The following is a 25545-nucleotide window of genomic DNA, read 5'->3' as shown; positions in this document are numbered from 1 at the left end:
TTATTTTGTCAAGAGGAATTTTTGCGAAGCGTGGAAAAGTGTATAATTCGTTACATTTCGGAAACAATGATAGAATCGAGTTTGTGAGTGTTCTATCTATTTTTCGATTTTCAATGAAAAAATATGCTATTTTTTCACTTTTCTATTTTAAAATCATACCCCAATTTATAAGGGATGGCAAGTAATTATTTCAAACAAGTAATAGAAACTCTATTTGAAACTTGTACATAACCCTAGATCTATATTTGTCAGTTTTGAAAACAATTAAATTAATTGTTTTCTAACAATATATTTTTCACTGTAGGCAATGCCTACAAATAAAATATGCATGATTTGAGAGGTGAAGCAGTTGACAGGTCAACTAGTTCAGTATGGACGGCACCGTAAGCGTAGAAGTTATGCGCGTATCAGCGAAGTATTAGAATTGCCGAATCTAATCGAAATCCAAACCGCTTCATATCAATGGTTTATGGAAGAAGGTTTGAGAGAAATGTTTAGAGACATTTCTCCAATTGAGGATTTTACAGGTAATCTATCTCTAGAGTTTGTAGATTATAGCTTAGGCGAACCTAAGTATCCAGTAGATGAATCAAAAGAAAGAGACGTTACTTATAATGCTCCACTTCGAGTGAAAGTTCGTTTGATTAATAACGAAACAGGCGAAGTGAAAGAGCAAGAAGTCTTTATGGGAGACTTCCCTCTCATGACAGATACTGGTACGTTCATTATTAATGGAGCTGAACGTGTTATCGTTTCACAGCTAGTGCGTTCTCCAAGTGTCTATTTTAATGAAAAAATTGATAAAAACGGAAAAAGAGGCATTGCTGCAACAGTAATCCCTAACCGAGGTGCTTGGTTAGAGTTTGAAACTGATGCTAAAGATGTAGCTTATGTCCGTATTGATCGTACTCGTAAATTGCCAATTACCGTTTTATTACGAGCGTTAGGTTTTGGGACGGATCAAGAGATTATTGATCTAATTGGTGAAAATGAATACTTAATTAACACGTTAGAAAAAGACAATACTGAAACAACTGAAAAAGCATTACTTGAAATTTACGAGCGCTTACGTCCAGGTGAACCACCTACTGTAGAAAATGCTAAAAGTTTATTAATCTCGCGTTTCTTCGATCCGAAACGTTATGATCTTGCTCATGTAGGACGATACAAAATTAATAAGAAGCTTCATTTAAAGAATCGTCTATTTAACCAAGTACTTGCTGAACCTATTGTTGATGGGGATACTGGTGAAGTATTAGCGGAAGCTGGTGCAAGGCTGGAGCGCAGATTGTTGGATAAAATTATACCTTACATTGAACAGAATGATTTTGTTGTAGGAGAAAAAATCATCGAGCCTCATGAAGGAGTGTTGGAAGATCCTATTCGTATTCAATCTGTTAAAATAATTGATCCAACAGATCCGAGTGGAGAAAGAGTATTAAATATTATTGGTAATGCGAATATTGACACGAGTGTAAAACATATTACTCCTGCTGATATTCTAGCATCCATTAGTTATTTCTTTAACTTACTTCATAAAGTTGGAGATACAGATGATATTGATCATTTAGGGAATCGTAGACTGCGTTCTGTGGGTGAATTATTACAAAACCAATTCCGTATTGGGTTATCCCGTATGGAACGTGTTGTTCGTGAACGTATGTCAATTCAAGATACATCAAGTGTTACTCCGCAACAATTGATAAACATTCGTCCTGTAATTGCATCGATTAAAGAATTCTTTGGTAGTTCTCAGTTATCACAGTTTATGGACCAAACTAATCCATTAGCTGAATTAACACACAAACGTCGTCTATCGGCGCTTGGGCCTGGAGGTTTAACACGTGAACGTGCCGGATTTGAAGTACGAGATGTTCACTATTCACACTATGGTCGTATGTGTCCGATTGAAACTCCAGAGGGGCCAAATATCGGGCTTATTAACTCACTTTCTTCTTATGCGAAAGTAAATAAGTTTGGTTTTATTGAAACACCTTACCGTCGTGTTGATCCGAATACTGGTAAAGTTACGAATCAAATTGATTACTTGACTGCTGATGAAGAAGATAATTATGTAGTTGCACAGGCGAATGCGCGATTAAATGATGATGGAACATTCGTAGATGATGAAGTTATCGCTCGTTTCCGTGGTGAAAACACAGTAGTTCCGCGGGAAAAAATCGATTACATGGACGTTTCGCCGAAACAGGTTGTTTCAGCTGCGACAGCATGTATTCCGTTCTTAGAAAACGATGACTCCAACCGTGCTCTAATGGGAGCGAACATGCAACGTCAAGCAGTTCCGTTATTAAGACCACAAGCACCACTTGTAGGTACAGGTATGGAGTATGTATCAGGTAAAGATTCTGGTGCAGCTGTAATCTGTAAACATGATGGTATTGTAGAGCGTGTAGAAGCGAAAGAAATTTTAGTTCGCCGTGTATCTGACGTGGACGGTAATGAAGTTACTGGTGACGTTGATCGTTATAAGGTTCAGAAGTTTATTCGTTCAAACCAAGGAACTTGTATAAACCAACGTCCTATTGTAAAAGAAGGCGATCGTGTAACAAAAGGTGAAGTGCTTGCTGATGGTCCGTCTATGGAGTTAGGAGAGCTTGCGCTAGGTCAAAACGTGTTAGTTGCGTTCATGACTTGGGAAGGTTACAACTATGAAGATGCGATTATCATGAGCGAGCGCCTAGTTAAAGATGATGTATATACATCTATTCATATTGAAGAGTATGAATCAGAAGCTCGTGATACAAAGCTAGGACCAGAAGAAATTACGAGAGATATTCCAAACGTTGGGGAAGATGCACTGAAGAACCTTAACGAACAAGGTATTATCCGTATCGGAGCCGAAGTAACTGATGGTGATATTTTAGTTGGTAAAGTAACACCAAAAGGGGTAACTGAACTTTCTGCGGAAGAACGACTTTTGCATGCGATTTTCGGTGAAAAAGCTCGTGAAGTTCGCGATACTTCCTTGCGTGTACCACACGGAGCTGGTGGTATCGTGTTGGATGTTAAGATATTTAATCGTGAAGATGGCGATGAATTACCGCCTGGCGTTAATGAATTAGTACGTGTATATATTGTTCAAAAACGTAAAATTCACGAAGGAGATAAAATGGCAGGACGCCATGGTAACAAAGGGGTTATCTCTCGTATATTACCGGAAGAGGATATGCCTTTCTTACCTGATGGCACACCAGTAGATATTATGCTTAACCCACTTGGGGTTCCGTCACGTATGAATATCGGACAGGTGTTTGAATTGCATCTAGGTATGGCTGCTCGACAATTGGGTATCCATGTTGCTTCTCCAGTATTTGATGGAGCAACAGAACAGGATGTTTGGGATACTTTAGAAGAGGCAGGTATGCCAAGAGATGCGAAAACTGTACTTTATGACGGAAGAACTGGTAATCCGTTTGATAATCGTGTTTCGGTTGGTGTAATGTATATGATCAAACTAGCACACATGGTTGATGATAAATTACATGCACGTTCAACTGGACCGTACTCTCTAGTTACTCAACAGCCACTTGGTGGTAAAGCGCAGTTTGGTGGTCAGCGTTTTGGGGAGATGGAGGTATGGGCCTTAGAAGCGTATGGTGCAGCTTATACACTTCAAGAGATTCTAACTGTTAAGTCAGACGATGTTGTTGGTCGTGTGAAAACATATGAAGCTATTGTGAAAGGTGATAATGTACCTGAGCCGGGAGTTCCTGAGTCGTTTAAGGTATTAATTAAAGAATTACAAAGTTTAGGATTAGATGTAAAAATCCTTGCTGGTGACGAGTCAGAAATAGAAATGCGTGATTTAGAAGATGACGAAACACAATCGGCAAGCAAATTGAATTTAGAAGTTGAAGAAAATTAATTAACGAGGGGAATTGACTTTTGTCTTTCCCCCATATCTTATAATAAAAAGCAAGTAATCCAATGGAAAACGGACATTAAAAAGGGAGGTATACCCTTGTTAGATGTAAATAACTTTGAATTTATGAAAATAGGTTTGGCTTCACCTGAAAAAATCAGATCATGGTCTTTTGGTGAGGTGAAAAAGCCCGAAACAATTAACTACCGTACATTAAAACCAGAAAAAGATGGTTTATTTTGTGAGCGTATTTTCGGACCACAAAAAGATTGGGAATGTCATTGTGGTAAGTACAAGAGGGTGCGATATAAAGGGGTAGTTTGTGATCGTTGTGGTGTTGAGGTTACAAAGTCAAAAGTCCGCAGAGAACGTATGGGACATATTGAACTTGCTGCACCGGTATCGCATATTTGGTACTTTAAAGGGATTCCGAGTCGTATGGGACTTGTACTTGATATGTCCCCAAGAGCTCTAGAAGAAGTAATTTACTTCGCAGCGTACATTGTAACGGACCCTGGAAACACACCTTTAGAAAAGAAACAATTATTATCTGAAAAGGAATTCCGTAGTTATTATGATAAGTATGGTAATACCTTTAAGGCACAAATGGGTGCTGAAGCAATCCGTAAACTCCTTCAAGATATTGACCTTGATAAAGAAGTTGATATTCTGAAAGAAGAGTTGAAAACTGCACAAGGACAACGTAGAACAAGAGCAATTAAACGTCTTGAAGTACTAGAAGCATTTCGCAATTCCGGAAATGAAACTTCTTGGATGATTTTAGATGTTCTACCTGTTATACCACCAGAAATCAGACCAATGGTTCAGCTTGATGGCGGCCGTTTTGCGACATCTGATTTAAACGACCTATATCGTCGTGTAATTAATCGTAATAATCGTTTAAAACGTTTGTTAGACCTTGGTGCACCAAGTATTATTGTGCAAAATGAAAAGCGTATGCTACAAGAAGCTGTTGACGCATTAATTGACAATGGTCGTCGTGGTCGTCCAGTAACTGGTCCTGGTAATCGTCCGTTGAAGTCACTTTCTCATATGCTAAAAGGTAAGCAAGGGCGTTTCCGTCAAAACTTACTAGGTAAACGTGTTGACTATTCTGGCCGTTCCGTAATTGTTGTTGGTCCAAATTTAAAAATGTACCAATGCGGATTACCAAAAGAAATGGCTCTCGAATTGTTCAAACCGTTTATTATGAAAGAACTTGTAGAACGAGGAATAGCTCATAATATTAAATCAGCAAAACGTAAAATTGAGCGCGTACATCCTGATGTTTGGGGTGTTTTAGAAGAAGTTATTAAAGAGCATCCTGTATTATTAAACCGTGCACCAACACTTCATAGACTTGGTATTCAGGCTTTCGAACCAACGCTTGTAGAAGGTCGTGCGATTCGTCTGCATCCATTAGTATGTACGGCATATAACGCTGACTTTGATGGTGACCAAATGGCGGTTCACGTACCACTATCTGCTGAAGCTCAAGCAGAAGCACGTCTTTTGATGTTAGCGGCACAAAACATTCTAAACCCGAAAGATGGTAAACCGGTTGTAACACCATCACAGGATATGGTATTAGGTAACTATTACCTAACGCTAGAACGTAAAGAAGCTGTCGGTGAAGGTTCTGTCTTTACTGGTGTGGATGAAGCGAGAATCGCTTATCAAAATGGTTATGTTCACTTACACACACGTGTTGCAGTTCAAGCTTCTAGTCTTAAGAACAAGACATTTACGGAAGAACAAAACAATCAATTACTTCTAACAACAGTTGGAAAGCTTATTTTTAATGAAATTCTTCCTGAATCGTTCCCGTATATTAATGAACCAACTAGATTAAATCTAGAGGAACGAACACCGGAAATGTATTTTGTTGAAAAAGGTACAGATGTTAAAGAAGAATTGAAAACACGTGAACTTATTAAACCATTTAAAAAAGGCTTCTTGGGCGATATTATTGCTGAAGTCTTTAAACGATATAAAATAACAGAAACCTCGAAGATGCTTGATAGAATGAAAGATCTAGGTTTCAGCATGTCGACTACTGCGGGTATGACAGTTGGTATATCTGATATCGTAGTATTACCTGAAAAAGAAATTATTCTAGAAGAAGCACAGAAAAAAGTTGACAATGTAATGAAACAATTCCGTCGTGGTCTAGTTACTGATGAAGAACGCTACGATCGAGTAATTGCAATTTGGACACAAGCTAAAGATACAATTCAAGAACGCTTGATGGAGTCTTTAGATAACCGTAACCCAATCTTCATGATGAGTGATTCAGGGGCCCGTGGTAACGCATCTAACTTTACACAGTTAGCGGGTATGCGTGGTCTGATGGCTAACCCGGCTGGACGTATTATTGAATTACCGATTAAGTCAAGTTTCCGTGAGGGATTAACAGTATTAGAGTACTTTATCTCTACCCACGGTGCTCGTAAAGGTCTAGCTGATACTGCACTTAAGACTGCAGACTCTGGTTACTTAACACGTCGTCTTGTTGATGTTGCACAGGATGTAATAGTACGTGAAACAGATTGCGGAACAGACCGTGGTTTACCAGTTGCAGCTCTTACGGATGGTAATGAACTAATTGAACCATTATATGATCGATTAGTTGGACGTACTGCGTTTGAAGAAGTTGTTCATCCTGAGACAAACGAAGTGATTGTTGAATTTGATTCAATCATTACAGAGGACCAAGCTAAGCAAATCGTTGAAGCGGGTATTGAAGAGGTTACTATTCGTACAGTGTTTACATGTAATACTAAACACGGGGTATGTAAGAAGTGTTATGGACGAAACCTTGCAACAGGTTCTGAAGTTGAAGTTGGAGAAGCAGTTGGAATCATTGCTGCCCAATCAATTGGTGAACCAGGTACACAGTTAACAATGCGTACATTCCACACTGGTGGGGTTGCTGGAGACGATATTACCCAAGGTCTACCTCGTATCCAAGAGCTATTTGAAGCGCGTAATCCGAAAGGTCAAGCGATAATTAGTGAAATCTATGGAACAGTACTTGATATTCACGAGGTTAAGGATAAACAAGAAATAGTAATCCAAGGCGAAGTAGAACAACGTTCATATGCTGTGCCGTATAATGCAAGACTTAAAGTATCTGTTGGTGATGAAGTGTTTGCGGGACAGGAGTTAACAGAAGGTTCTGTGGATCCGAAAGAACTAATTCGAGTTCAAGGTGTATCGGGAGTTCAGGATTACTTGTTACGTGAAGTGCAGCGTGTTTACCGAATGCAAGGTGTTGAAATTGGCGATAAACACGTTGAAGTAATGGTACGTCAAATGCTACGAAAAGTACGTGTGATTGACGCAGGGGATACAGATGTATTACCGGGTTCATTACTTGAATTACATCAGTTTAAAGAAGCAAACCGTAAAGTACTAGCAGAGGGCAACCAACCAGCTGTTGGAAGACCAGTTCTACTAGGAATAACTAAAGCTTCCCTAGAAACAGATTCATTCTTATCAGCCGCATCCTTCCAAGAAACAACAAGAGTACTTACTGATGCAGCAATTAAAGGTAAGCGTGACGAGTTATTAGGTCTTAAGGAAAATGTGATTATAGGTAAACTTGTACCAGCTGGAACCGGTATGCAACGTTACCGTAAAATCCAACTACCAGCAATCGAAGAAGAAGAAACAACAGATGAGGTAGAACAACCGGTACAGTAATTTATGAAGTGATTGTAAATTGTCTATAAAATTATCAGAAGCACTAAAAAAATATTAGAAATCTAGTTGACATTAAAAAATTAGAATGATAATATATTCAAGGTGCTTCTGATTTATACTTCTTACTTTGGAGGATATTCCATGTCTTATGAAAAAGTGAGTAAAGTAAAAAATCAAACCATTATTGGTGTGAAGCAAACAATGAAAGCCATGAAACATGGCCAAGTGAATAAAGTGTTTGTTGCCGAAGATGCTGATCGGTCACTAACACAAAAAGTGGAAGAATTAGCTGAAACGCTAGGCATTCCAGTCGAGCGTGTTGATTCCAAGAAAAAGCTAGGTGCTGCATGCGGTATTAGTGTCAGCGCATCAACTGTAGCAATCAAAAAGTAAAGTTTCAGCAAGATAAAAATTGAGAAACTAAGTTTTTTTTGCCTCAAGATGAACCACCTGGATGTGTGGGATTACAATCCGGTGATTACTAGCTCTTATTCTTTATATTTTCAGAGAAGGGAGGACATATAAATGCCTACAATTAACCAACTTATCCGTAAAGGTCGTTCAAGCAAACCTAAGAAATCTGACTCTCCTGCACTTAACAGAGGGTATAACAGTTTCAAGAAGTCTCTAACTAACGAAAACTCTCCACAAAAACGTGGTGTATGTACTCGTGTTGGTACACTAACTCCTAAAAAACCGAACTCAGCTTTACGTAAATATGCGCGTGTTCGTTTATCAAACAACATGGAGGTAACTGCATACATTCCTGGTATTGGACACAACCTACAGGAACACAGTGTAGTACTAATCCGTGGTGGACGTGTTAAAGACTTACCAGGGGTACGTTATCACATCGTTCGCGGTGCGCTAGATACTGCTGGAGTTGAAGGACGTATGCAAGCTCGTTCTAAATACGGTGCAAAACGCCCTAAAGAGAAAAAGTAATATATTCGTAACAACATAGATATAGGAAAGGAGGGGGACATATGCCACGTAAAGGACCAGTACCTAAACGCGATGTCTTACCAGATCCACTTTACAATTCAAAATTAGTAACACGTTTAATCAACCAAATCATGGTTGATGGAAAACGCGGTGTTGCACAAAAGATTTTATATAATGCTTTCGAATTAGTTCAACAACGTAGTGGACAAAACCCGATGGAAGTATTTGAGCAAGCAATGAAAAATGTTATGCCTGTACTTGAAGTTCGTGCACGTCGTGTTGGTGGATCAAACTACCAAGTGCCAGTTGAAGTTCGTCCAGAACGTCGTCAAGCGTTAGGATTACGTTACCTAGTTAACTATTCACGTTTACGCGGAGAAAAAACTATGGAAGAACGTTTAGCGAATGAAATTCTAGATGCTTCAAATAATACAGGTGCAGCAGTTAAAAAACGCGAAGATATGCACAAAATGGCAGAAGCAAACAAAGCATTTGCTCACTACCGTTGGTAAACTAAATAAAAATAAAGGTTTTAACAGGAAGGAGAAGAATACATGGCAAGAGAGTTCTCCTTGGAAAAGACGCGCAATATTGGTATTATGGCACACATCGATGCAGGTAAAACCACTACTACTGAGCGTATTCTTTTCTATACAGGACGCATTCACAAAATCGGTGAAACACACGAAGGTGCTTCCCAAATGGACTGGATGGAACAAGAGCAAGAGCGTGGAATTACAATTACTTCCGCTGCGACAACTGCTCAATGGAAAGGTCACCGAATCAACATTATCGATACTCCAGGACACGTAGACTTCACTGTAGAAGTTGAACGTTCTCTACGTGTACTTGATGGTGCTGTTACAGTACTTGATGCACAATCAGGTGTTGAACCTCAAACTGAAACAGTGTGGCGTCAAGCAACAACTTATGGTGTGCCACGTATCGTATTCATTAATAAAATGGATAAAACTGGTGCAGACTTCCTATATTCTGTAGGTACTTTAAAAGACCGTTTAGGAGCTAATGCACACCCGGTTCAAATGCCGATTGGTGCAGAAGACCAGTTCAACGGTATTATTGACCTTATAAATATGGAAGCACACTTCTATAAAGATGACCTAGGAACAGTTGATGAAGCTACAGAAATTCCTGCTGAGTTAAAAGAACAAGCTGAGGAATTACGTGCAAGCCTTATTGAAGCTGTATCTGAACTAGACGAAGAGCTTATGATGAAGTATCTAGAAGGAGAAGAAATCTCCAACGAAGAACTTAAGAAAGCTATTCGTAAGGCAACACTTTCTGTAGAATTCTATCCTGTATTCTGTGGATCTGCTTTCAAAAACAAAGGTGTACAATTAGTGCTTGATGGAGTGCTAGATTACCTACCAGCTCCAACTGATGTGCCTGCTATTGAAGGTACTCTACCGGATAGTGATGAAAAAGTAACTAGAGAATCATCTGATGATGCCCCATTTGCTGCACTAGCATTTAAAGTTATGACTGATCCGTTTGTTGGTAAACTAACATTCTTCCGTGTTTACTCTGGAACATTGGATTCAGGTTCATACGTTCGTAACTCTGTTAAGGGCAAACGTGAGCGTGTAGGGCGTATCCTACAAATGCACGCGAACTCTCGTGAAGAAATTTCAACAGTGTATTCTGGAGAAATTGCTGCAGCGGTTGGTTTAAAAGATACAGGTACTGGTGACACACTATGTGATGAAAAGAATCTTGTTATTCTTGAATCTATGGAATTCCCAGAACCAGTTATCTCGGTAGCTATTGAACCAAAAACAAAAGCTGACCAAGATAAGATGGGTATTGCATTAGGTAAGCTAGCGGAGGAAGATCCAACATTCCGTACTGAAACAAACCCAGAAACAGGTCAAACAATCATCTCTGGTATGGGTGAACTTCACCTAGATATTATTGTTGACCGTCTAAAACGTGAATTCAAAGTTGAAGCTAACGTTGGTGCACCTCAAGTTGCATACCGTGAAACGTTCCGTCAAGCTGCTGAAGTCGAAGGTAAATTCGTACGTCAGTCTGGTGGACGTGGACAATACGGTCATGTTTGGATTAAATTCGAACCAAACGAAGAAGGCGCTGGCTTTGAGTTTGAAAACAAAATTGTTGGTGGTGTCGTTCCTCGTGAATACATCCCTGCAGTTGAACAAGGTGTTAAAGAAGCAATGGAAAACGGTGTATTAGCTGGTTATCCGCTAATAGACGTAAAAGCTGCATTATTCGATGGTAGCTACCATGATGTTGACTCAAACGAAATGGCGTTCAAGATTGCTGCATCAATGGCACTTAAAGCTGCTAAAAACAAATGTAATCCAGTTCTACTTGAACCAATGATGAAAGTAGAAGTTGTAATGCCTGAGGAATACATGGGTGATATCATCGGCGACATTACTTCTCGTCGTGGACGCATGGAAGGTATGGAAGCTCGTGGACCACTTCAAGTAGTTAAAGCTTTTGTTCCACTTGCAGAAATGTTTGGATATGCAACTGCATTACGTTCAAACACACAAGGTCGCGGTCAATATACTATGACATTTGACCACTACGAAGAAGTTCCTAAGAGTATTTCTGAGGAAATTATTAAGAAAAACGCAGGAGAATAATTGCTTTTTTCACTATCTTCAAGTATAACTTTTATTGTAAGCTAAGAAGTGACACAAGTTGTTATTTCTTAGCTCCAAAATATACTTAAAATTATTTTATTTATCTAAAGGAGGAAATATAAATGGCTAAAGAAAAATTCGACCGCTCCAAACAACACGTAAACGTTGGTACACTTGGACACGTTGACCATGGTAAAACTACTCTAACTGCTGCGATTACTACTGTAATGGCAAAAAGAAATGGTAATGGAGATGCAAGAGGTTACGACCAAATCGACAACGCACCAGAAGAAAGAGAACGTGGAATCACAATCTCAACTTCACACGTTGAATACGAAACTGAAACTCGCCACTATGCTCACGTTGACTGCCCAGGACACGCTGACTATGTTAAAAACATGATCACAGGTGCTGCGCAAATGGACGGTGCTATCCTTGTAGTATCTGCTGCTGATGGTCCAATGCCACAAACACGTGAACACATCCTTCTATCTCGTAACGTTGGGGTACCTGCATTCGTAGTATTCCTAAACAAAGTAGATATGGTTGATGACGAAGAATTACTTGAACTAGTAGAAATGGAAGTTCGTGACCTACTAAGTGAATATGACTTCCCTGGTGACGACGTACCAGTAATCAAAGGTTCTGCTCTTAAAGCTCTTGAAGGAGATGCTGATTACGAAGAAAGAATCGTTGAATTAATGGCTGCAGTTGATGAATACATCCCTGCTCCAGAACGTGATACTGACAAACCATTCATGATGCCAGTTGAGGACGTATTCTCAATCACTGGTCGTGGAACAGTTGCTACTGGTCGTGTTGAGCGTGGTCAAGTTAAAGTCGGTGATGAAGTTGAAATTATCGGTCTACAAGAAGAAAACGGTAAAACTACTGTAACTGGTGTTGAAATGTTCCGTAAGCTTCTAGATTATGCTGAAGCTGGAGATAACATTGGTGCGTTACTACGTGGTGTGGCTCGTGAAGATATTAGCCGTGGTCAAGTATTAGCTAAACCAGGTACAATCACTCCACACACTAACTTCAAAGCTGAAGTTTATGTACTATCTAAAGAAGAAGGTGGACGTCATACTCCATTCTTCTCTAACTACCGCCCTCAGTTCTACTTCCGTACAACTGACGTTACTGGTGTAATTAATCTACCAGAAGGAGTAGAAATGGTTATGCCTGGAGACAACATCGAAATGGATGTTGAACTAATCTCTCCAATCGCTATCGAAGAAGGAACTCGTTTCTCTATTCGTGAAGGTGGACGTACAGTAGGATCAGGCGTTGTTTCTACTATCACTAAATAATAGATACTAAGATAAAAAAACAGGTAGCGTTTAATCGCTATCTGTTTTTTGTTTATAAATAATCACACCAAACATTCCCAACTAAAACCTTTCTAGAAACCTTGCAATTAGTGGTTTAAATAAGTATAATACATAAATGTGCAATAAATAGTATTTACTTTAAAAAAGGGTTGCACTGACCACTATTATTCTATATAATAATAATGTTGGTCGTTTCAGGCGATGATGTGAAAGGTTGTTGGCACACCCGGCCCCTTTGCCATGGGCGGTTGCTAAGAAATTTTCACGGAGTATGTCTATAATAATATGGGCGAAAAGGAGGTAAAATGATGGCAAAAGAAAAAATCAGAATTCGTTTAAAAGCATATGATCACCGTATTCTAGATCAATCTGCTGAAAAAATCGTAGATACAGCGAAACGTTCCGGTGCTAAAGTATCTGGACCGATTCCACTACCTACAGAGAAAGCTGTATATACAATCTTACGTGCGGTTCATAAATATAAGGACTCACGTGAACAATTCGAAATGCGTACTCATAAACGCTTAATCGATATTGTTAACCCAACACCACAAACAGTTGATTCGCTAATGCGTTTAGATTTACCATCTGGTGTTGATATTGAAATTAAACTATAAAACAATGGTTATATAATAGGAGGTGTAACGGATGACGAAAGGAATCTTAGGTCGAAAAATCGGCATGACACAGCTATTTAACGAAAACGGTGAATTAATCCCGGTAACAGTTGTTCAAGCTGAACCTAACGTAGTTTTACAAAAGAGAACACTTGAAAACGACGGATATGAAGCAATTCAAATCGGTTTCCAAGAATTAAAGGAATCACGTACTAACAAAGCGGAAAAAGGTCATGCTGCAAAAGCAAACACAGCCCCTAAGCGCTACGTTCGTGAAATCCGTAACGTTAATCTTGATGAGTATGAAGTTGGTCAAGAACTTAGCGTTGAAATTTTCCAAGCTGGAGAAAAAGTTGACGTAACTGGGACTTCTAAAGGTAAAGGATTCCAAGGTGTAATTAAACGTCACGGTCAAGCTCGAGGACCTATGTCTCACGGTTCTCATTACCACAGATCACCTGGTTCTATGGGTGCTGTTGATCCAATGCGTGTATTCCCAGGAAAAAACTTACCAGGTCATATGGGTGCTGAACAAGTAACTATTCAAAACCTTGAAGTAGTAAGCGTCGATGTTGAACGCAACTTACTATTAATTAAAGGTAATGTACCAGGTTCAAAAAAATCATTCGTAAAAATTACGAGTGCAGTAAAGGCTAACTAATCATATATACGAAGGGAGGATATGTCATGCCTAAAGTAGCACTATTTAAACAAGACGGTTCACAAGCTGGTGAAATCGAATTAAACGAATCTGTATTCGGTATTGAACCAAATACACATGTATTACACGAAGCAGTTGTTATGCAACGTGCATCATTACGTCAAGGAACTCACGACGTTAAAAATCGTTCTGAAGTTCGCGGCGGAGGACGCAAACCGTGGCGTCAAAAAGGTACTGGTCGTGCTCGTCAAGGATCTATCCGCTCACCTCAATGGGTTGGTGGTGGAGTAGTATTCGGACCTACACCTCGTAGCTATAGCTACAAACTACCTAAAAAAGTACGTCGTTTAGCACTTAAATCTGCATTATCTTCTAAAGTGAAAGAAGAAAATGTTGTAGTGTTAGAAAGTCTATCATTTGATGCTCCTAAGACAAAAGAAGTAGTAAAAATGCTTGGTGCTCTAAATGTAGACAGAAAAGCACTTATCGTTACTGCTGAAAACGAAGAAAACGTAGTTCGTTCAGCGAACAACCTACAAGGAGTTAAAGTTCTAACTGTTACTGAAGTTAACGTTCTTGATCTGTTAACGCATGACAAGTTGATCTTAACAAAAGATGCAGCTGAAAAAGCAGGGGAGGTGCTTGCATAATGACTGATGCACGTGATATCATTAAGCGCCCTGTAATCACTGAACACTCTGCTGACTTAATGGCGGAGAAAAAGTATACGTTCGAAGTTAGTACAAAAGCAAATAAAACACAAATCAAAGATGCTGTTGAAGAAATCTTTGGTGTTAAAGTTGAAAAAGTAAATACAATGAACCTTAAAGGTAAATTCAAACGAATGGGTCGTTACGGCGGCTTCCGCCCTAATCGTAAGAAAGCAGTTGTTCAGCTTTCCGAAGATAGTAAAGACCTAGATTTCTTTGAAGGTTAAGATTATAGAGAAGGAGGGAAAAAAAGATGGCGATTAAAAAATTCAAACCTACCTCTAATGGTAGACGTAATATGTCTGTACTTGATTTCGCAGAAATTACTACAGATAAACCGGAAAAATCCCTTTTAGCTCCACTTGCTAAACGTGGTGGTCGTAATAACCAAGGGAAACTTACGGTTCGTCATCAAGGCGGCGGTCATAAGCGTCAATACCGTATCATCGACTTTAAACGCGATAAAGATGGTATACCAGGACGCGTTGCTACAGTTGAGTACGATCCAAACCGTACCGCTAACATTGCATTAATTAACTACGCTGATGGTGAAAAGCGTTATATTCTTGCACCAAAAGGACTAAAAGTTGGTCAAGAAATTGAGTCTGGTGTAAATGCTGATATTAAAGTGGGTAATGCACTTCCACTTGAAAACATTCCAGTAGGTACTGTGATTCATAATATCGAGCTTAAACCAGGAAATGGTGGGCAATTAGCTCGTTCTGCTGGTGCAGAAGCACAAATCCTAGGACGTGAAGGTAAATATACGCTAGTACGTTTAGCTTCAGGTGAAGTTCGCTTAATTTTATCTACTTGCCGTGCGACTGTTGGTCAAGTTGGTAATTTAGAACATGAACTTATTCGTGTTGGTAAAGCAGGTCGTTCTCGTTGGTTAGGTAAACGCCCAACTGTTCGTGGATCTGTTATGAACCCTAACGATCACCCACACGGTGGTGGTGAAGGACGCGCACCAATCGGACGTAAATCACCAATGTCACCTTGGGGCAAACCTACACTTGGCTACAAAACACGTAAACGTAATAAACCAACTGATAAGTATATTGTACGTAAACGTAAAAAATAATCGTAACTGTGGATGGGTGATAACTCCCATCTCTGAACTTCGAAAGGAGGTTTATCCATGGGTCGTAGCTTAAAAAAGGGACCTTTCGTAGATGACCATCTAATGAAAAAGATCGAACTATTAAATGAGTCTGACAAGAAACAGGTTATTAAAACTTGGTCTCGTCGTTCCACTATATTCCCAACATTCATCGGCCACACTATTGCTGTTTATGATGGACGTAAACATGTTCCTGTTTATATTACAGAAGACATGGTTGGACATAAATTAGGTGAATTTGCTCCAACACGTACGTACAAAGGACACGCTAGTGACGATAAGAAAACAAAACGCTAATGAGAGGAGGCGCTCTAGGTATGCAAGCTAAAGCCGTAGCAAAATCAGTTCGTATTGCTCCTCGTAAAGTACGATTAGTTGTTGATTTAATTCGAGGAAAAGAAGTTGGCGAAGCAATTGCGATTCTACGCCATACACAACGTGGTGCTTCACCAGTTGTTGAAAAAGTGCTTAAATCTGCAATCGCAAATGCAGAACACAACTACGAAATGAATCCAGATAATCTTGTGATTTCTGAAGCATTCGTTAATGAAGGTGTAACTTTAAAACGTTTCCGTCCACGTGCTCAAGGACGTGCAAGCAAAATCAATAAGCGCACAAGCCACATTACAGTGGTTGTAACAGAAAAGAAGGAGGGGTAGTTAGTGGGTCAAAAAGTGAATCCAACAGGTCTTCGCGTTGGTATCATTAAAGACTGGGAGTCTAAATGGTATGCAGGCAAAGACTATGCAGACTTACTACATGAAGATATTAAAATCAGAGAATATCTTGAAAACCGTCTTAAAACTGCAGCTGTTTCCCATGTTGAAATCGAACGTGCCGCAAATCGCGTTAACGTAACGATTCATACTGGTAAACCTGGTATGGTTATTGGTAAAGGCGGATCTGAAGTAGAAGCTCTACGTAACTCATTAAACAGTTTAACTGGCAAACGCGTTCACATTAACATCGTTGAAATTAAAAAAGTTGATGTAAATGCTAAGCTAGTTGCAGAAAACATTGCTCGTCAATTAGAAAATCGTATTTCATTCCGTCGTGCACAAAAGCAAGCTATCCAACGTGCTATGCGTGCTGGTGCAAAAGGAATTAAAACGCAAGTATCTGGTCGCTTAGGCGGTGCAGACATTGCTCGTGCTGAACATTATAGTGAAGGAACTGTTCCACTACACACTTTACGTGCTGATATCGATTATGCAACAGCAGAAGCTGATACAACATACGGTAAACTTGGTGTTAAAGTGTGGATCTATCGTGGTGAAGTCCTTCCAACAAAAACTAACAAATAAGGAAGGGGGCTTTTACGTATGTTAATGCCTAAACGTGTTAAATATCGTAGACAACATCGTGGTAAAATGAGAGGCCAAGCTAAAGGCGGCACTCAAGTTTCCTTCGGTGAATATGGATTACAAGCTCTAGAAGCGTCTTGGATCACAAGCCGCCAAATAGAAGCTGCTCGTATCGCTATGACTCGTTACATGAAACGTGGCGGTAAAGTTTGGATTAAAATTTTCCCAGATAAGCCTTATACAGCTAAGCCTCTAGAAGTTCGTATGGGATCCGGTAAAGGTGCTCCAGAAGGATGGGTTGCTGTAGTTAAGCCTGGTAAAATCATGTTTGAAATTGCTGGAGTTTCAGAAGAAGTTGCTCGTGAAGCATTACGTCTTGCTTCTCACAAACTTCCAATCAAAACTAAATTCGTAAAACGTGAAGAAATTGGTGGTGAAATCAATGAAGGCTAATGAAATCAGAGAACTAACCACTGCCGAAATTGAACAAAAACTTAAATCTTTAAAAGAAGAATTGTTTAACTTACGCTTCCAACTTGCAACTGGTCAACTTGAAAACACTGCACGTATTCGTGAAGTAAGAAAGTCCATTGCACGTATGAAAACTGTTGTACGTCAACGTGAACTAAGCGTAAACAACTAATTGAGAGGAGGTTAGCCTCAAAATGACTGAACGTAATAATCGTAAAGTATACACAGGCCGTGTAGTTTCAGATAAAATGGATAAAACTATCACTGTTTTAGTTGAAACTTACAAAAACCATAAATTATATGGTAAACGTGTTAAGTATTCTAAGAAATTTAAAGCCCATGATGAGAACAATCAAGCTAAAACAGGTGATATCGTTAAAATCATGGAAACTCGTCCGCTTTCAGCAACTAAACGATTCCGTCTAGTAGAAATCGTTGAAGAAGCGGTAATTATATAATAAAGTTCGCTCGGAAGGTATCCGAAGGGAGGTCTATAGCGCATGATTCAACAAGAAACACGCTTAAAAGTTGCAGATAACTCTGGTGCTCGTGAGTTATTAACTATTAAAGTACTTGGTGGTTCTGGACGCAAAACTGCTAATATTGGTGATGTTATCGTTTGTTCCGTAAAACAAGCAACACCAGGAGGCGTTGTCAAAAAAGGTGACGTAGTTAAAGCAGTTATTGTACGTACTAAATCTGGTGTTCGTCGTAAAGACGGCTCATATATTCGTTTTGATGAAAATGCTGCAGTGATCATTCGTGACGACAAAAGTCCAAGAGGAACTCGTATCTTCGGACCAGTTGCACGTGAATTACGTGACGCACAATTCATGAAAATCGTATCTCTAGCTCCAGAAGTTCTATAAGAAGTGAATTACCTTGTAAGGAGGTGCGGCAAGCATGCATGTAAAAAAAGGTGATAAAGTTATTGTTATTTCCGGTAAAGACCGTGGTAAAACAGGCACAATTTTAGAAGCATACCCTAAAAAGGATCGCGTCTTAGTCGAAGGTGTAAACATGATTAAGAAACACGCAAAACCTTCACAAGAAAATCCACAAGGTGGAATTCTTAACCAAGAAGCTCCAATTCATGTTTCTAACGTGATGCCAGTAGATCCAAAATCCGGCCAACCAACTCGTGTTGGATATGAAGTACGCGACGGTAAAAAAGTTCGTATTGCTAAAAAGTCCGGTGAAGCATTAGATAAATAGTATTGCTGTGAAAGGAGGGCAACATGGTGAATCAATTAAAACAAAAATACCAAGATGAGATCGTACCATCTTTGATGAATAAATTTAATTATAAATCTGTAATGGAAGTGCCAGGTCTTGAAAAAATCGTTATCAACATGGGTGTTGGTGATGCTGTTCAAAACTCAAAAGCACTAGATAACGCAGTTGAAGAATTAGCATTAATTTCTGGTCAAAAACCAATGATTACACGCGCTAAAAAGTCAATCGCTGGATTCCGTCTACGTGAAGGAATGCCGATTGGTGCAAAAGTTACACTTCGCGGTGAGCGTATGTATGAATTCCTACAAAAGCTTGTTTCTGTTTCACTACCACGTGTACGTGACTTCCGTGGAATTTCTAAAAAAGCTTTTGATGGTAGAGGTAACTACACATTAGGTGTTAAAGAGCAGTTAATTTTCCCAGAAATTAATTACGATAAAGTAAGTAAAGTGCGTGGTATGGATATTGTTATCGTAACAACATCAAATACCGATGAGGAAGCACGTGAACTTTTAGCTCAGCTTGGCATGCCTTTCCAAAAATAGACATGAGCTAATACAAGGAGGGAAAATTGTGGCTAAAAAATCAATGATTGCGAAACAAAAACGCACACAAAAGTATAAAGTTCAAGAATATACTCGTTGTGAACGTTGCGGACGTCCGCACTCTGTAATGCGTAAATTTAAACTTTGCCGTATTTGTTTCCGCGAACTTGCCTATAAAGGTCAAATTCCTGGTGTCAAAAAAGCAAGCTGGTAAACCCCGAATAGGGAAGGAGGTAATTTAGTAATGGTTATGACAGATCCAATCGCAGATATGCTAACTCGTATTCGTAATGCGAACATGGTAAAACATGAAAAGTTAGAACTTCCTGCTTCTAAAATTAAAACTGAAATTGCTGATATTCTAAAACGTGAAGGCTTTGTACGTGATTATGAAGTTGTTGAAGACAACAAACAAGGTGTTCTGCGTATTTTCCTTAAGTACGGTGCTAATGAGGAACGAGTAATTACAGGTATTAAACGTATTAGTAAGCCAGGATTACGTGTTTATGCGAAAGCTGACGAAGTACCACGTGTACTAAATGGTCTAGGTATCGCAATCGTTTCAACTTCTAAAGGCGTTCTTTCTGATAAAGAAGCTCGCTCACAAGCAGTTGGCGGCGAAGTACTTGCATATGTATGGTAATTAATCTTTTATGATGAGGAGGTGCATGGAATGTCTCGTATAGGACTTAAACCAATTGAGATTCCGAGTGGTGTTGAAGTAAAACTAAACGGTAATACAGTAACTGTCAAAGGCCCTAAGGGTGAATTAACTAGAGATTTTCATAGTGATATGAAGATTGTTGTTGCAGAAACGCAAGTGACTATTGAACGTCCAAGTGATCAAAAAGAACATCGTTCATTACACGGAACAACTCGTAGCCTAATCGCTAACATGGTTGAAGGTGTTTCTAAAGGATTTGAAAAGCAACTTCAAATTATCGGTGTTGGTTATCGTGCACAAAAACAAGGTAACAAACTAGTAATGAATGCTGGGTATTCACATCCAGTTGAAATAGATCAAATTGACGGTATTGAAATCGATGTACCAAACAATACAACTGTTATTGTAAAAGGTATTGATAAAGAAAAAGTTGGAGCAATTGCTTCTAACATTAGAGCTATCAGACCACCTGAACCATATAAAGGTAAAGGTATTCGTTATATCGATGAACATGTACGTCGTAAAGAAGGTAAAACTGCTAAGTAAGGCTAGTTAGGCGAGAAAGGAGTGACCCAGATGATCACAAAACCTGACAAAAATGTATCACGTAAAAGAAGACACAATCGCGTTCGTAAAAACCTTTTTGGAACTGCAGAGCGTCCTCGTTTAAACGTGTATCGTTCAAATAAACACATTTATGCTCAGCTAATTGATGATACTAACGGTGTAACACTTGTTAGTGCGTCAACTTTAGATAAAGATTTAACACTAGATTCAACTAGCAGTGTTGATGCTGCTACTAAAGTTGGAGAATTAATAGCAAAACGTGCCCAAGATAAAGGTCATAAATCAATTGTATTCGATCGTGGAGGCTACCTTTATCATGGTCGTGTAAAAGCACTTGCAGATGCTGCTCGTGAGGCAGGTCTTGAATTCTAATAAAAGGAGGGACACAGAATGAAAACAGTAATCGATCCTAATAAATTAGATCTAGAGGAACGTGTTGTTGCGGTTAACCGCGTTGCAAAAGTAGTAAAAGGTGGACGTCGTTTCCGTTTTGCTGCACTTGTTGTTGTTGGTGATAAAAATGGTCATGTTGGATTTGGTACTGGTAAAGCACAAGAAGTACCAGATGCAATTAAAAAGGCTGTTGATGATGCGAAGAAAAACTTGATCACTGTACCAATCGTTGGAACTACTATTCCACACGAAATTCATGGTGTATTCGGATCTGGTAACGTACTAATGAAACCAGCTTCTGAAGGTACTGGGGTTATCTCTGGTGGACCAGTTCGTGCGGTATTAGAACTTGCTGGTGTTGGTGACATTTTAACTAAATCACTAGGTTCTAATACACCGATTAATATGATTCGTGCTACGATTAACGGTTTAGATAATCTAAAACGTGCTGAAGATGTAGCGAAACTAAGAGGAAAGTCTGTAGAAGAACTGTTAGGATAAGGAGGGAAACATTATGTCTAAAAAATTAGAAATCACCCTCACACGCAGTGTTATAGGTGCTAAAGAAAAACAAATTAAAACAGTTGAAGCACTAGGTTTAAAAAAGATTCGTCAAACCGTGGTTCTTGAAGATACTCCAGCTATTCGTGGAATGGTTAATAAAGTATCTCATCTTGTATCGGTTAAAGAAGGTTAATAAACATAAGCGTAAAGAGGAGGTGCTCGTATGAAACTTCATGAATTGAAGCCAGCAGAAGGAAGTCGTAAAGAGAGAAACCGTGTTGGACGCGGAACATCATCAGGTAACGGAAAAACTTCTGGTAGAGGACACAAAGGACAGAAAGCTCGTTCAGGCGGTGGAGTTCGCCCAGGATTTGAAGGTGGACAAATGCCTTTATTCCAACGTTTACCAAAACGTGGATTTACAAACATTAACCGCAAAGAATATGCTATAGTGAACTTAGATGTTTTAAATAGATTTGAAGACGGCACAGAAATTACTCCTGAGTTATTAATTGAATCAGGTGTCGTTAAGAACGAAAAGTCAGGTATCAAAATACTTGGTAATGGTTCCGTCGAAAACAAATATACCGTTAAAGCTCATAAGTTCTCTGCTTCTGCAAAAGCAGCTATCGAAGAAGCGGGCGGTAAAACAGAGGTGATCTAATGTTCCGTACATTCTCCAATTTTATGCGCGTGGCTGACATTAGACGGAAAATACTTTTTACATTAGCTTTGTTAATTGTATTCCGTCTTGGCACTTTTATTCCTGTGCCGTTCACAGATAAAAATGCAATTCAATTTTTAAACGAACAAAACAATGTATTTGGATTCTTGGATACATTTGGCGGTGGGGCGTTAATGAACTTCTCCATTTTTGCTATGGGGATTATGCCTTATATTACTGCTTCCATCATTATGCAATTATTGCAAATGGATGTTGTGCCAAAGTTTACTGAGTGGAAAAAACAAGGTGAAATGGGTCGTAAAAAGTTGGCTCAAATTACTCGTTATGGAACGGTAGTTCTTGCGTTTGTTCAGGCTATTGCAATGTCTATAGGATTTAACGCTATGGCTGGTGGTTTGCTAATTTCAAATCCAGGTCCTGGTAAGTTCTTAATTATTGCTTTAGTACTGACTGCTGGAACAACATTCCTAATGTGGTTAGGTGAACAGATCACTGCAAATGGAGTTGGGAATGGAATTTCGATACTTATCTTTGCAGGTATCGTAGCTGCTATACCAAATGCTGTTAATCAGTTATTCGCCCAGTATTTTACAAATCCTGGCGATGAATTATTTATAAATATTGTTATTGTTGCACTAGTTGCATTAGCTGCTGTTGCTATAACTGCAGGTGTTGTTTTCGTGCAACAAGCATTACGTAAAATCCCTATCCAGTATGCAAAGAAACTTGTAAATCGTTCTCCAGTTGGTGGTCATTCGACACATTTACCACTTAAAGTAAATGCTGCAGGAGTTATTCCTGTAATCTTTGCGATTGCCTTTATTATGGCACCAAGAACTATTGCGAGCTTCTTTGAAGGTAGTGTTGCAACAAAGGTTCAGGAAATCTTTGATTATACTACTCCTATTGGTATGGTAATTTATGTTGTGTTAATTATTGCATTCACGTATTTCTATACATTTGTTCAAGTGAATCCTGAGCAAATGGCTGAGAACTTACAAAAACAAGGTGGCTACATTCCAGGGATTCGTCCAGGTAAAAATACCGAGACGTACCTTACTCGTGTTATCCATCGTTTAACTTTTGTTGGTTCTATATTCTTGGCTGCTGTTTCTGTCCTACCAATTGTTTTTGGGAAACTTGCGGGTCTTCCTCAAGCAGTACAGATCGGTGGAACAAGTTTACTAATCGTAGTAGGTGTTGCAATCCAAACGATGAAACAATTAGAAGGTCAGTTAGTGAAGCGACACTATAAAGGTTTTATCAAGTAAGAATTGCCAAAAAAGCGAGGGGAAAGTATTGAATCTGTTATTAATGGGTCTACCTGGTGCTGGTAAAGGTACACAGGCAGAAAAAATTAGCGAGAAATATAACATCCCTCATATTTCAACAGGAGATATGTTCCGCTCCGCAATTAAGGAAGGGACAGAACTTGGTGTTAAGGCGAAAAGCTTTATGGACCAAGGTGCTCTTGTTCCGGATGAAGTAACAATCGGTATAGTTAAAGAGCGTTTAAGTAAAGATGACTGCAAAAATGGCTTCCTGTTGGATGGTTTTCCAAGAACGATAGCTCAAGCAGAAGCTTTACAAGCTCTTCTTTCCGAATTGGATCAACAAATTGACCATGTATTACATGTAAATGTACCAGAAGAAAAGCTAGTGGAGCGTTTATCCGGTCGTAGAATTTGTCCAACATGTGGTAAAGCTTATCACGTGATGTATAATCCTCCAGAAAAAGAGGGCATTTGTGATAAAGATGGCTCAGCGTTAATTCAACGTGACGATGACAAACCAGAAACGGTTAAAAATCGTTTGAACATTAATATCGAACAATCAAAGCCGTTACTAGACTTTTATGATAATAAAGGATATCTTGTTAGCGTAAATGGTGATCAAGATATTGATAAAGTTTTTAATGACATTCAATCGATTATCGAAAAATAAGCTATTACTGTAGGCTTGCACGAATAGACATTTCTATTTGTATTATATATGCTCGAGTCGCTTAGTTTATTGCTTTTTGATTGAACTTATCAGCGTTATTTTTCAATATTGCATCTTAAGCTTGTATTGTTAAAGAGTGCTGGTTCGTTTCCAAGGATATGATAGGTCTTGTTTGTCGTTATTTTAAAAGGGCAAAAGAGGGATATTTTTGGGTTTAATAACCCAAAATATCTTCATAGCTTGATGGAACGAAAATATGATCGACCAATGAGAGAATACAACATTATAATGTAATATGGATTATACGTCTCCAGAAGTCCAAAACAGCCTTCTAGAACTGGTCGTGTCACAAATGTAAGTTTAGTAAACATTTATTTTAAAAACGAATGTTGTGACTGATTTAAAAGAAGGGAGTAAGGCGCGATGGCGAAAGATGATGTAATTGAAGTGGAAGGAACCGTAACGGAAACGTTGCCGAACGCGATGTTTAACGTAGAGCTTGAGAATGGCCATACGGTCTTGGCACATGTGTCTGGTAAAATCCGTATGCACTTCATCCGTATCTTACCAGGTGATAAAGTAACGGTAGAACTCTCTCCGTATGACTTGACAAGAGGACGAATTACGTACCGTTATAAATAAGTGCTCCTAATATAAAAGGAGGTAAAGATGATGAAAGTAAGAGCATCTGTAAAGCCAATTTGTGAAAAATGCAAAGTCATTAAACGAAAAGGCAAAGTAATGGTGATTTGTGAAAATCCGAAACACAAGCAAAAACAAGGATAAATTGAAGGAGGTGCAGAGTATCTATGGCACGTATTGGAGGAGTAGACGTACCACGTGATAAACGTGTGGTAATCTCTTTAACATATATTTTTGGTATTGGTAAGAAAACTGCACAAAATATCTTAAAAGAAGCTGGCGTTTCTGAAGATACACGTGTACGTGACTTAACTGAAGACGAGCTAGGACGTATTCGTCAAGCAGTTGATGGTTACACAACTGAAGGTGATCTTCGTCGTGAAGTTTCACTTAATATTAAACGTCTTATCGAGATCGGTTCGTATCGTGGTTTAAGACATCGTCGTGGTTTACCTGTTCGTGGTCAAAATACGAAGAACAACTCTCGTACTCGTAAAGGCCCACGTCGTACAATCGCTAACAAGAAAAAATAAGTAAGGAGGTTAGTAAATAGATGGCTCGTAAAACTAATACACGTAAACGCCGTGTGAAAAAGAATATTGAGACTGGTGTAGCACACATCCGCTCTACTTTTAATAACACTATCGTTACAATTACTGACGTTCAAGGTAATGTTGTTGGATGGAGTTCTGCTGGTGCACTTGGTTTCAAAGGTTCTCGTAAATCTACACCTTTTGCTGCACAAATGGCTGCTGAAACAGCTGCTAAAACTGCAGTTGATAATGGTATGAAATCTCTAGAAGTATCAGTTAAAGGCCCTGGAGCTGGTCGTGAAGCAGCGATCCGTTCATTACAGGCAGCGGGACTAGAAGTTACTGCTATTAAAGATGTAACTCCAGTACCTCATAACGGTTGCCGTCCACCAAAACGTCGTCGTGTATAATTTTAACGTATAATATTTGTCACCCTGTCAATAATG

General features: G+C 39.1%; 34 protein-coding genes. All 34 read left to right on the top strand.

Going from position 1 to position 25545, the window contains the following annotated elements; translation table 11 throughout:
- Window positions 1-349 precede the first annotated feature (349 nt).
- Window positions 350-3886 carry a DNA-directed RNA polymerase subunit beta gene (gene rpoB / locus IEV35_RS17025; protein WP_188385875.1) on the top strand — a complete coding sequence of 1179 codons (3537 nt, stop codon included), beginning with the start codon at window positions 350-352 and terminating at the stop codon, window positions 3884-3886.
- 96 nt (window positions 3887-3982) lie between these two features.
- Window positions 3983-7588, top strand: coding sequence for a DNA-directed RNA polymerase subunit beta' (gene rpoC, locus IEV35_RS17020; protein ID WP_308419801.1), 3606 nt, complete (start codon window positions 3983-3985; stop codon window positions 7586-7588).
- A 141-nt stretch (window positions 7589-7729) separates the two neighbouring features.
- The gene (locus IEV35_RS17015; RefSeq protein WP_188385853.1) at window positions 7730-7981 is read left to right on the top strand and encodes a ribosomal L7Ae/L30e/S12e/Gadd45 family protein; all 252 of its coding nucleotides are present in this window, start codon (window positions 7730-7732) and stop codon (window positions 7979-7981) included.
- A gap of 132 nt (window positions 7982-8113) precedes the next feature.
- The gene (gene rpsL / locus IEV35_RS17010) at window positions 8114-8533 is read left to right on the top strand and encodes a 30S ribosomal protein S12 (RefSeq protein ID WP_188385852.1); all 420 of its coding nucleotides are present in this window, start codon (window positions 8114-8116) and stop codon (window positions 8531-8533) included.
- 41 nt (window positions 8534-8574) lie between these two features.
- A complete protein-coding gene (gene rpsG / locus IEV35_RS17005; protein ID WP_188385851.1) occupies window positions 8575-9045 on the top strand; it encodes a 30S ribosomal protein S7 in 471 nt (156 codons plus the stop codon).
- Window positions 9046-9087: 42 nt separating this feature from the next.
- Entirely contained in the window at window positions 9088-11166 is a 2079-nt protein-coding gene (gene fusA, locus IEV35_RS17000; protein ID WP_188385850.1) for an elongation factor G, read from the top strand.
- Window positions 11167-11288: 122 nt separating this feature from the next.
- Entirely contained in the window at window positions 11289-12479 is a 1191-nt protein-coding gene (gene tuf / locus IEV35_RS16995) for an elongation factor Tu (RefSeq protein WP_188385849.1), read from the top strand.
- A gap of 329 nt (window positions 12480-12808) precedes the next feature.
- On the top strand, window positions 12809-13117 hold the full coding sequence (gene rpsJ, locus IEV35_RS16990) for a 30S ribosomal protein S10 (RefSeq protein WP_010095771.1): 309 nt from the start codon (window positions 12809-12811) through the stop codon (window positions 13115-13117).
- Window positions 13118-13148: 31 nt separating this feature from the next.
- Window positions 13149-13778 carry a 50S ribosomal protein L3 gene (gene rplC / locus IEV35_RS16985; protein WP_188385848.1) on the top strand — a complete coding sequence of 210 codons (630 nt, stop codon included), beginning with the start codon at window positions 13149-13151 and terminating at the stop codon, window positions 13776-13778.
- A 26-nt stretch (window positions 13779-13804) separates the two neighbouring features.
- A complete protein-coding gene (gene rplD / locus IEV35_RS16980) occupies window positions 13805-14428 on the top strand; it encodes a 50S ribosomal protein L4 (protein ID WP_188385847.1) in 624 nt (207 codons plus the stop codon).
- On the top strand, window positions 14428-14715 hold the full coding sequence (gene rplW / locus IEV35_RS16975) for a 50S ribosomal protein L23 (protein WP_188385846.1): 288 nt from the start codon (window positions 14428-14430) through the stop codon (window positions 14713-14715). Before rplD ends, rplW begins: the two co-directional genes overlap by 1 nt.
- 26 nt (window positions 14716-14741) lie before the next feature.
- Window positions 14742-15572, top strand: a complete 831-nt coding sequence (gene rplB, locus IEV35_RS16970) for a 50S ribosomal protein L2 (protein ID WP_188385845.1) — start codon at window positions 14742-14744, stop codon at window positions 15570-15572.
- Between the two features lie 57 nt (window positions 15573-15629).
- On the top strand, window positions 15630-15908 hold the full coding sequence (gene rpsS, locus IEV35_RS16965; RefSeq protein WP_188385844.1) for a 30S ribosomal protein S19: 279 nt from the start codon (window positions 15630-15632) through the stop codon (window positions 15906-15908).
- Between the two features lie 20 nt (window positions 15909-15928).
- Window positions 15929-16270, top strand: a complete 342-nt coding sequence (gene rplV / locus IEV35_RS16960) for a 50S ribosomal protein L22 (protein ID WP_188385843.1) — start codon at window positions 15929-15931, stop codon at window positions 16268-16270.
- 3 nt (window positions 16271-16273) lie between these two features.
- On the top strand, window positions 16274-16915 hold the full coding sequence (gene rpsC, locus IEV35_RS16955) for a 30S ribosomal protein S3 (RefSeq protein WP_188385842.1): 642 nt from the start codon (window positions 16274-16276) through the stop codon (window positions 16913-16915).
- A gap of 18 nt (window positions 16916-16933) precedes the next feature.
- Window positions 16934-17368, top strand: coding sequence for a 50S ribosomal protein L16 (gene rplP / locus IEV35_RS16950; RefSeq protein WP_188385841.1), 435 nt, complete (start codon window positions 16934-16936; stop codon window positions 17366-17368).
- Complete coding sequence (gene rpmC / locus IEV35_RS16945; protein ID WP_026907482.1) at window positions 17358-17558, top strand: 50S ribosomal protein L29; 201 nt, start codon at window positions 17358-17360, stop codon at window positions 17556-17558. The genes rplP and rpmC overlap by 11 nt, the downstream gene beginning before the upstream one ends.
- Before the next feature lie 22 nt (window positions 17559-17580).
- Window positions 17581-17844 carry a 30S ribosomal protein S17 gene (gene rpsQ, locus IEV35_RS16940; RefSeq protein WP_188385840.1) on the top strand — a complete coding sequence of 88 codons (264 nt, stop codon included), beginning with the start codon at window positions 17581-17583 and terminating at the stop codon, window positions 17842-17844.
- 42 nt (window positions 17845-17886) lie between these two features.
- Entirely contained in the window at window positions 17887-18255 is a 369-nt protein-coding gene (gene rplN / locus IEV35_RS16935) for a 50S ribosomal protein L14 (protein ID WP_010095756.1), read from the top strand.
- 34 nt (window positions 18256-18289) lie between these two features.
- The gene (gene rplX / locus IEV35_RS16930) at window positions 18290-18601 is read left to right on the top strand and encodes a 50S ribosomal protein L24 (protein ID WP_188385839.1); all 312 of its coding nucleotides are present in this window, start codon (window positions 18290-18292) and stop codon (window positions 18599-18601) included.
- Between the two features lie 26 nt (window positions 18602-18627).
- Window positions 18628-19167, top strand: a complete 540-nt coding sequence (rplE, locus tag IEV35_RS16925) for a 50S ribosomal protein L5 (RefSeq protein ID WP_188385838.1) — start codon at window positions 18628-18630, stop codon at window positions 19165-19167.
- A gap of 28 nt (window positions 19168-19195) precedes the next feature.
- Window positions 19196-19381 (top strand): type Z 30S ribosomal protein S14, encoded by a 186-nt coding sequence (locus IEV35_RS16920; RefSeq protein WP_188385837.1) that lies wholly within the window; start codon window positions 19196-19198, stop codon window positions 19379-19381.
- A 30-nt stretch (window positions 19382-19411) separates the two neighbouring features.
- Window positions 19412-19810, top strand: a complete 399-nt coding sequence (gene rpsH, locus IEV35_RS16915; RefSeq protein ID WP_188385836.1) for a 30S ribosomal protein S8 — start codon at window positions 19412-19414, stop codon at window positions 19808-19810.
- A 30-nt stretch (window positions 19811-19840) separates the two neighbouring features.
- On the top strand, window positions 19841-20377 hold the full coding sequence (gene rplF, locus IEV35_RS16910) for a 50S ribosomal protein L6 (protein ID WP_188385835.1): 537 nt from the start codon (window positions 19841-19843) through the stop codon (window positions 20375-20377).
- A 30-nt stretch (window positions 20378-20407) separates the two neighbouring features.
- Entirely contained in the window at window positions 20408-20770 is a 363-nt protein-coding gene (gene rplR / locus IEV35_RS16905) for a 50S ribosomal protein L18 (RefSeq protein ID WP_188385834.1), read from the top strand.
- Between the two features lie 18 nt (window positions 20771-20788).
- Window positions 20789-21292 (top strand): 30S ribosomal protein S5, encoded by a 504-nt coding sequence (gene rpsE / locus IEV35_RS16900; RefSeq protein ID WP_188385833.1) that lies wholly within the window; start codon window positions 20789-20791, stop codon window positions 21290-21292.
- 13 nt (window positions 21293-21305) lie between these two features.
- Window positions 21306-21488 (top strand): 50S ribosomal protein L30, encoded by a 183-nt coding sequence (gene rpmD / locus IEV35_RS16895; protein ID WP_188385832.1) that lies wholly within the window; start codon window positions 21306-21308, stop codon window positions 21486-21488.
- 30 nt (window positions 21489-21518) lie between these two features.
- Window positions 21519-21959, top strand: a complete 441-nt coding sequence (gene rplO, locus IEV35_RS16890; protein WP_188385831.1) for a 50S ribosomal protein L15 — start codon at window positions 21519-21521, stop codon at window positions 21957-21959.
- On the top strand, window positions 21959-23251 hold the full coding sequence (gene secY, locus IEV35_RS16885; protein ID WP_188385830.1) for a preprotein translocase subunit SecY: 1293 nt from the start codon (window positions 21959-21961) through the stop codon (window positions 23249-23251). The genes rplO and secY overlap by 1 nt, the downstream gene beginning before the upstream one ends.
- A 28-nt stretch (window positions 23252-23279) precedes the next feature.
- A complete protein-coding gene (locus IEV35_RS16880) occupies window positions 23280-23924 on the top strand; it encodes an adenylate kinase (protein WP_188385829.1) in 645 nt (214 codons plus the stop codon).
- 423 nt (window positions 23925-24347) lie between these two features.
- Window positions 24348-24566, top strand: coding sequence for a translation initiation factor IF-1 (gene infA / locus IEV35_RS16875; RefSeq protein ID WP_010095735.1), 219 nt, complete (start codon window positions 24348-24350; stop codon window positions 24564-24566).
- Between the two features lie 30 nt (window positions 24567-24596).
- Entirely contained in the window at window positions 24597-24710 is a 114-nt protein-coding gene (gene rpmJ, locus IEV35_RS16870) for a 50S ribosomal protein L36 (protein WP_010095733.1), read from the top strand.
- 23 nt (window positions 24711-24733) lie between these two features.
- Window positions 24734-25099, top strand: a complete 366-nt coding sequence (gene rpsM / locus IEV35_RS16865) for a 30S ribosomal protein S13 (protein ID WP_188385828.1) — start codon at window positions 24734-24736, stop codon at window positions 25097-25099.
- A 20-nt stretch (window positions 25100-25119) separates the two neighbouring features.
- Entirely contained in the window at window positions 25120-25509 is a 390-nt protein-coding gene (rpsK, locus tag IEV35_RS16860; RefSeq protein WP_188385827.1) for a 30S ribosomal protein S11, read from the top strand.
- Window positions 25510-25545: the final 36 nt, after the last annotated feature.

The organism is Ornithinibacillus halotolerans, assembly GCF_014637405.1.
GTDB classification, from domain to species: domain Bacteria; phylum Bacillota; class Bacilli; order Bacillales; family Amphibacillaceae; genus Ornithinibacillus; species Ornithinibacillus halotolerans.
Note: the sequence above shows the minus strand (reverse complement) of the source record. Positions and strands in the feature narration are given on the sequence as shown.

Coding starts and splice junctions, on each gene's coding strand:
- rpmC (WP_026907482.1), top strand. CDS start 17,358: ATGAAGGCTAATGAAATCAGAGAACTAACCACTGCCGAAATTGAACAA.
- rplB (WP_188385845.1), top strand. CDS start 14,742: ATGGCGATTAAAAAATTCAAACCTACCTCTAATGGTAGACGTAATATG.
- rplX (WP_188385839.1), top strand. CDS start 18,290: ATGCATGTAAAAAAAGGTGATAAAGTTATTGTTATTTCCGGTAAAGAC.
- rplF (WP_188385835.1), top strand. CDS start 19,841: ATGTCTCGTATAGGACTTAAACCAATTGAGATTCCGAGTGGTGTTGAA.
- IEV35_RS17015 (WP_188385853.1), top strand. CDS start 7,730: ATGTCTTATGAAAAAGTGAGTAAAGTAAAAAATCAAACCATTATTGGT.
- rplV (WP_188385843.1), top strand. CDS start 15,929: ATGCAAGCTAAAGCCGTAGCAAAATCAGTTCGTATTGCTCCTCGTAAA.
- rpsQ (WP_188385840.1), top strand. CDS start 17,581: ATGACTGAACGTAATAATCGTAAAGTATACACAGGCCGTGTAGTTTCA.
- rpsM (WP_188385828.1), top strand. CDS start 24,734: ATGGCACGTATTGGAGGAGTAGACGTACCACGTGATAAACGTGTGGTA.
- rplW (WP_188385846.1), top strand. CDS start 14,428: ATGACTGATGCACGTGATATCATTAAGCGCCCTGTAATCACTGAACAC.
- rplO (WP_188385831.1), top strand. CDS start 21,519: ATGAAACTTCATGAATTGAAGCCAGCAGAAGGAAGTCGTAAAGAGAGA.
- rpmD (WP_188385832.1), top strand. CDS start 21,306: ATGTCTAAAAAATTAGAAATCACCCTCACACGCAGTGTTATAGGTGCT.
- fusA (WP_188385850.1), top strand. CDS start 9,088: ATGGCAAGAGAGTTCTCCTTGGAAAAGACGCGCAATATTGGTATTATG.
- secY (WP_188385830.1), top strand. CDS start 21,959: ATGTTCCGTACATTCTCCAATTTTATGCGCGTGGCTGACATTAGACGG.
- rpmJ (WP_010095733.1), top strand. CDS start 24,597: ATGAAAGTAAGAGCATCTGTAAAGCCAATTTGTGAAAAATGCAAAGTC.
- rpsG (WP_188385851.1), top strand. CDS start 8,575: ATGCCACGTAAAGGACCAGTACCTAAACGCGATGTCTTACCAGATCCA.
- rpsS (WP_188385844.1), top strand. CDS start 15,630: ATGGGTCGTAGCTTAAAAAAGGGACCTTTCGTAGATGACCATCTAATG.
- rpsE (WP_188385833.1), top strand. CDS start 20,789: ATGAAAACAGTAATCGATCCTAATAAATTAGATCTAGAGGAACGTGTT.
- rplR (WP_188385834.1), top strand. CDS start 20,408: ATGATCACAAAACCTGACAAAAATGTATCACGTAAAAGAAGACACAAT.
- rplP (WP_188385841.1), top strand. CDS start 16,934: ATGTTAATGCCTAAACGTGTTAAATATCGTAGACAACATCGTGGTAAA.
- rplC (WP_188385848.1), top strand. CDS start 13,149: ATGACGAAAGGAATCTTAGGTCGAAAAATCGGCATGACACAGCTATTT.
- rplD (WP_188385847.1), top strand. CDS start 13,805: ATGCCTAAAGTAGCACTATTTAAACAAGACGGTTCACAAGCTGGTGAA.
- rpsK (WP_188385827.1), top strand. CDS start 25,120: ATGGCTCGTAAAACTAATACACGTAAACGCCGTGTGAAAAAGAATATT.
- infA (WP_010095735.1), top strand. CDS start 24,348: ATGGCGAAAGATGATGTAATTGAAGTGGAAGGAACCGTAACGGAAACG.
- rpsH (WP_188385836.1), top strand. CDS start 19,412: ATGGTTATGACAGATCCAATCGCAGATATGCTAACTCGTATTCGTAAT.
- rplN (WP_010095756.1), top strand. CDS start 17,887: ATGATTCAACAAGAAACACGCTTAAAAGTTGCAGATAACTCTGGTGCT.
- tuf (WP_188385849.1), top strand. CDS start 11,289: ATGGCTAAAGAAAAATTCGACCGCTCCAAACAACACGTAAACGTTGGT.
- rpsJ (WP_010095771.1), top strand. CDS start 12,809: ATGGCAAAAGAAAAAATCAGAATTCGTTTAAAAGCATATGATCACCGT.
- rpsL (WP_188385852.1), top strand. CDS start 8,114: ATGCCTACAATTAACCAACTTATCCGTAAAGGTCGTTCAAGCAAACCT.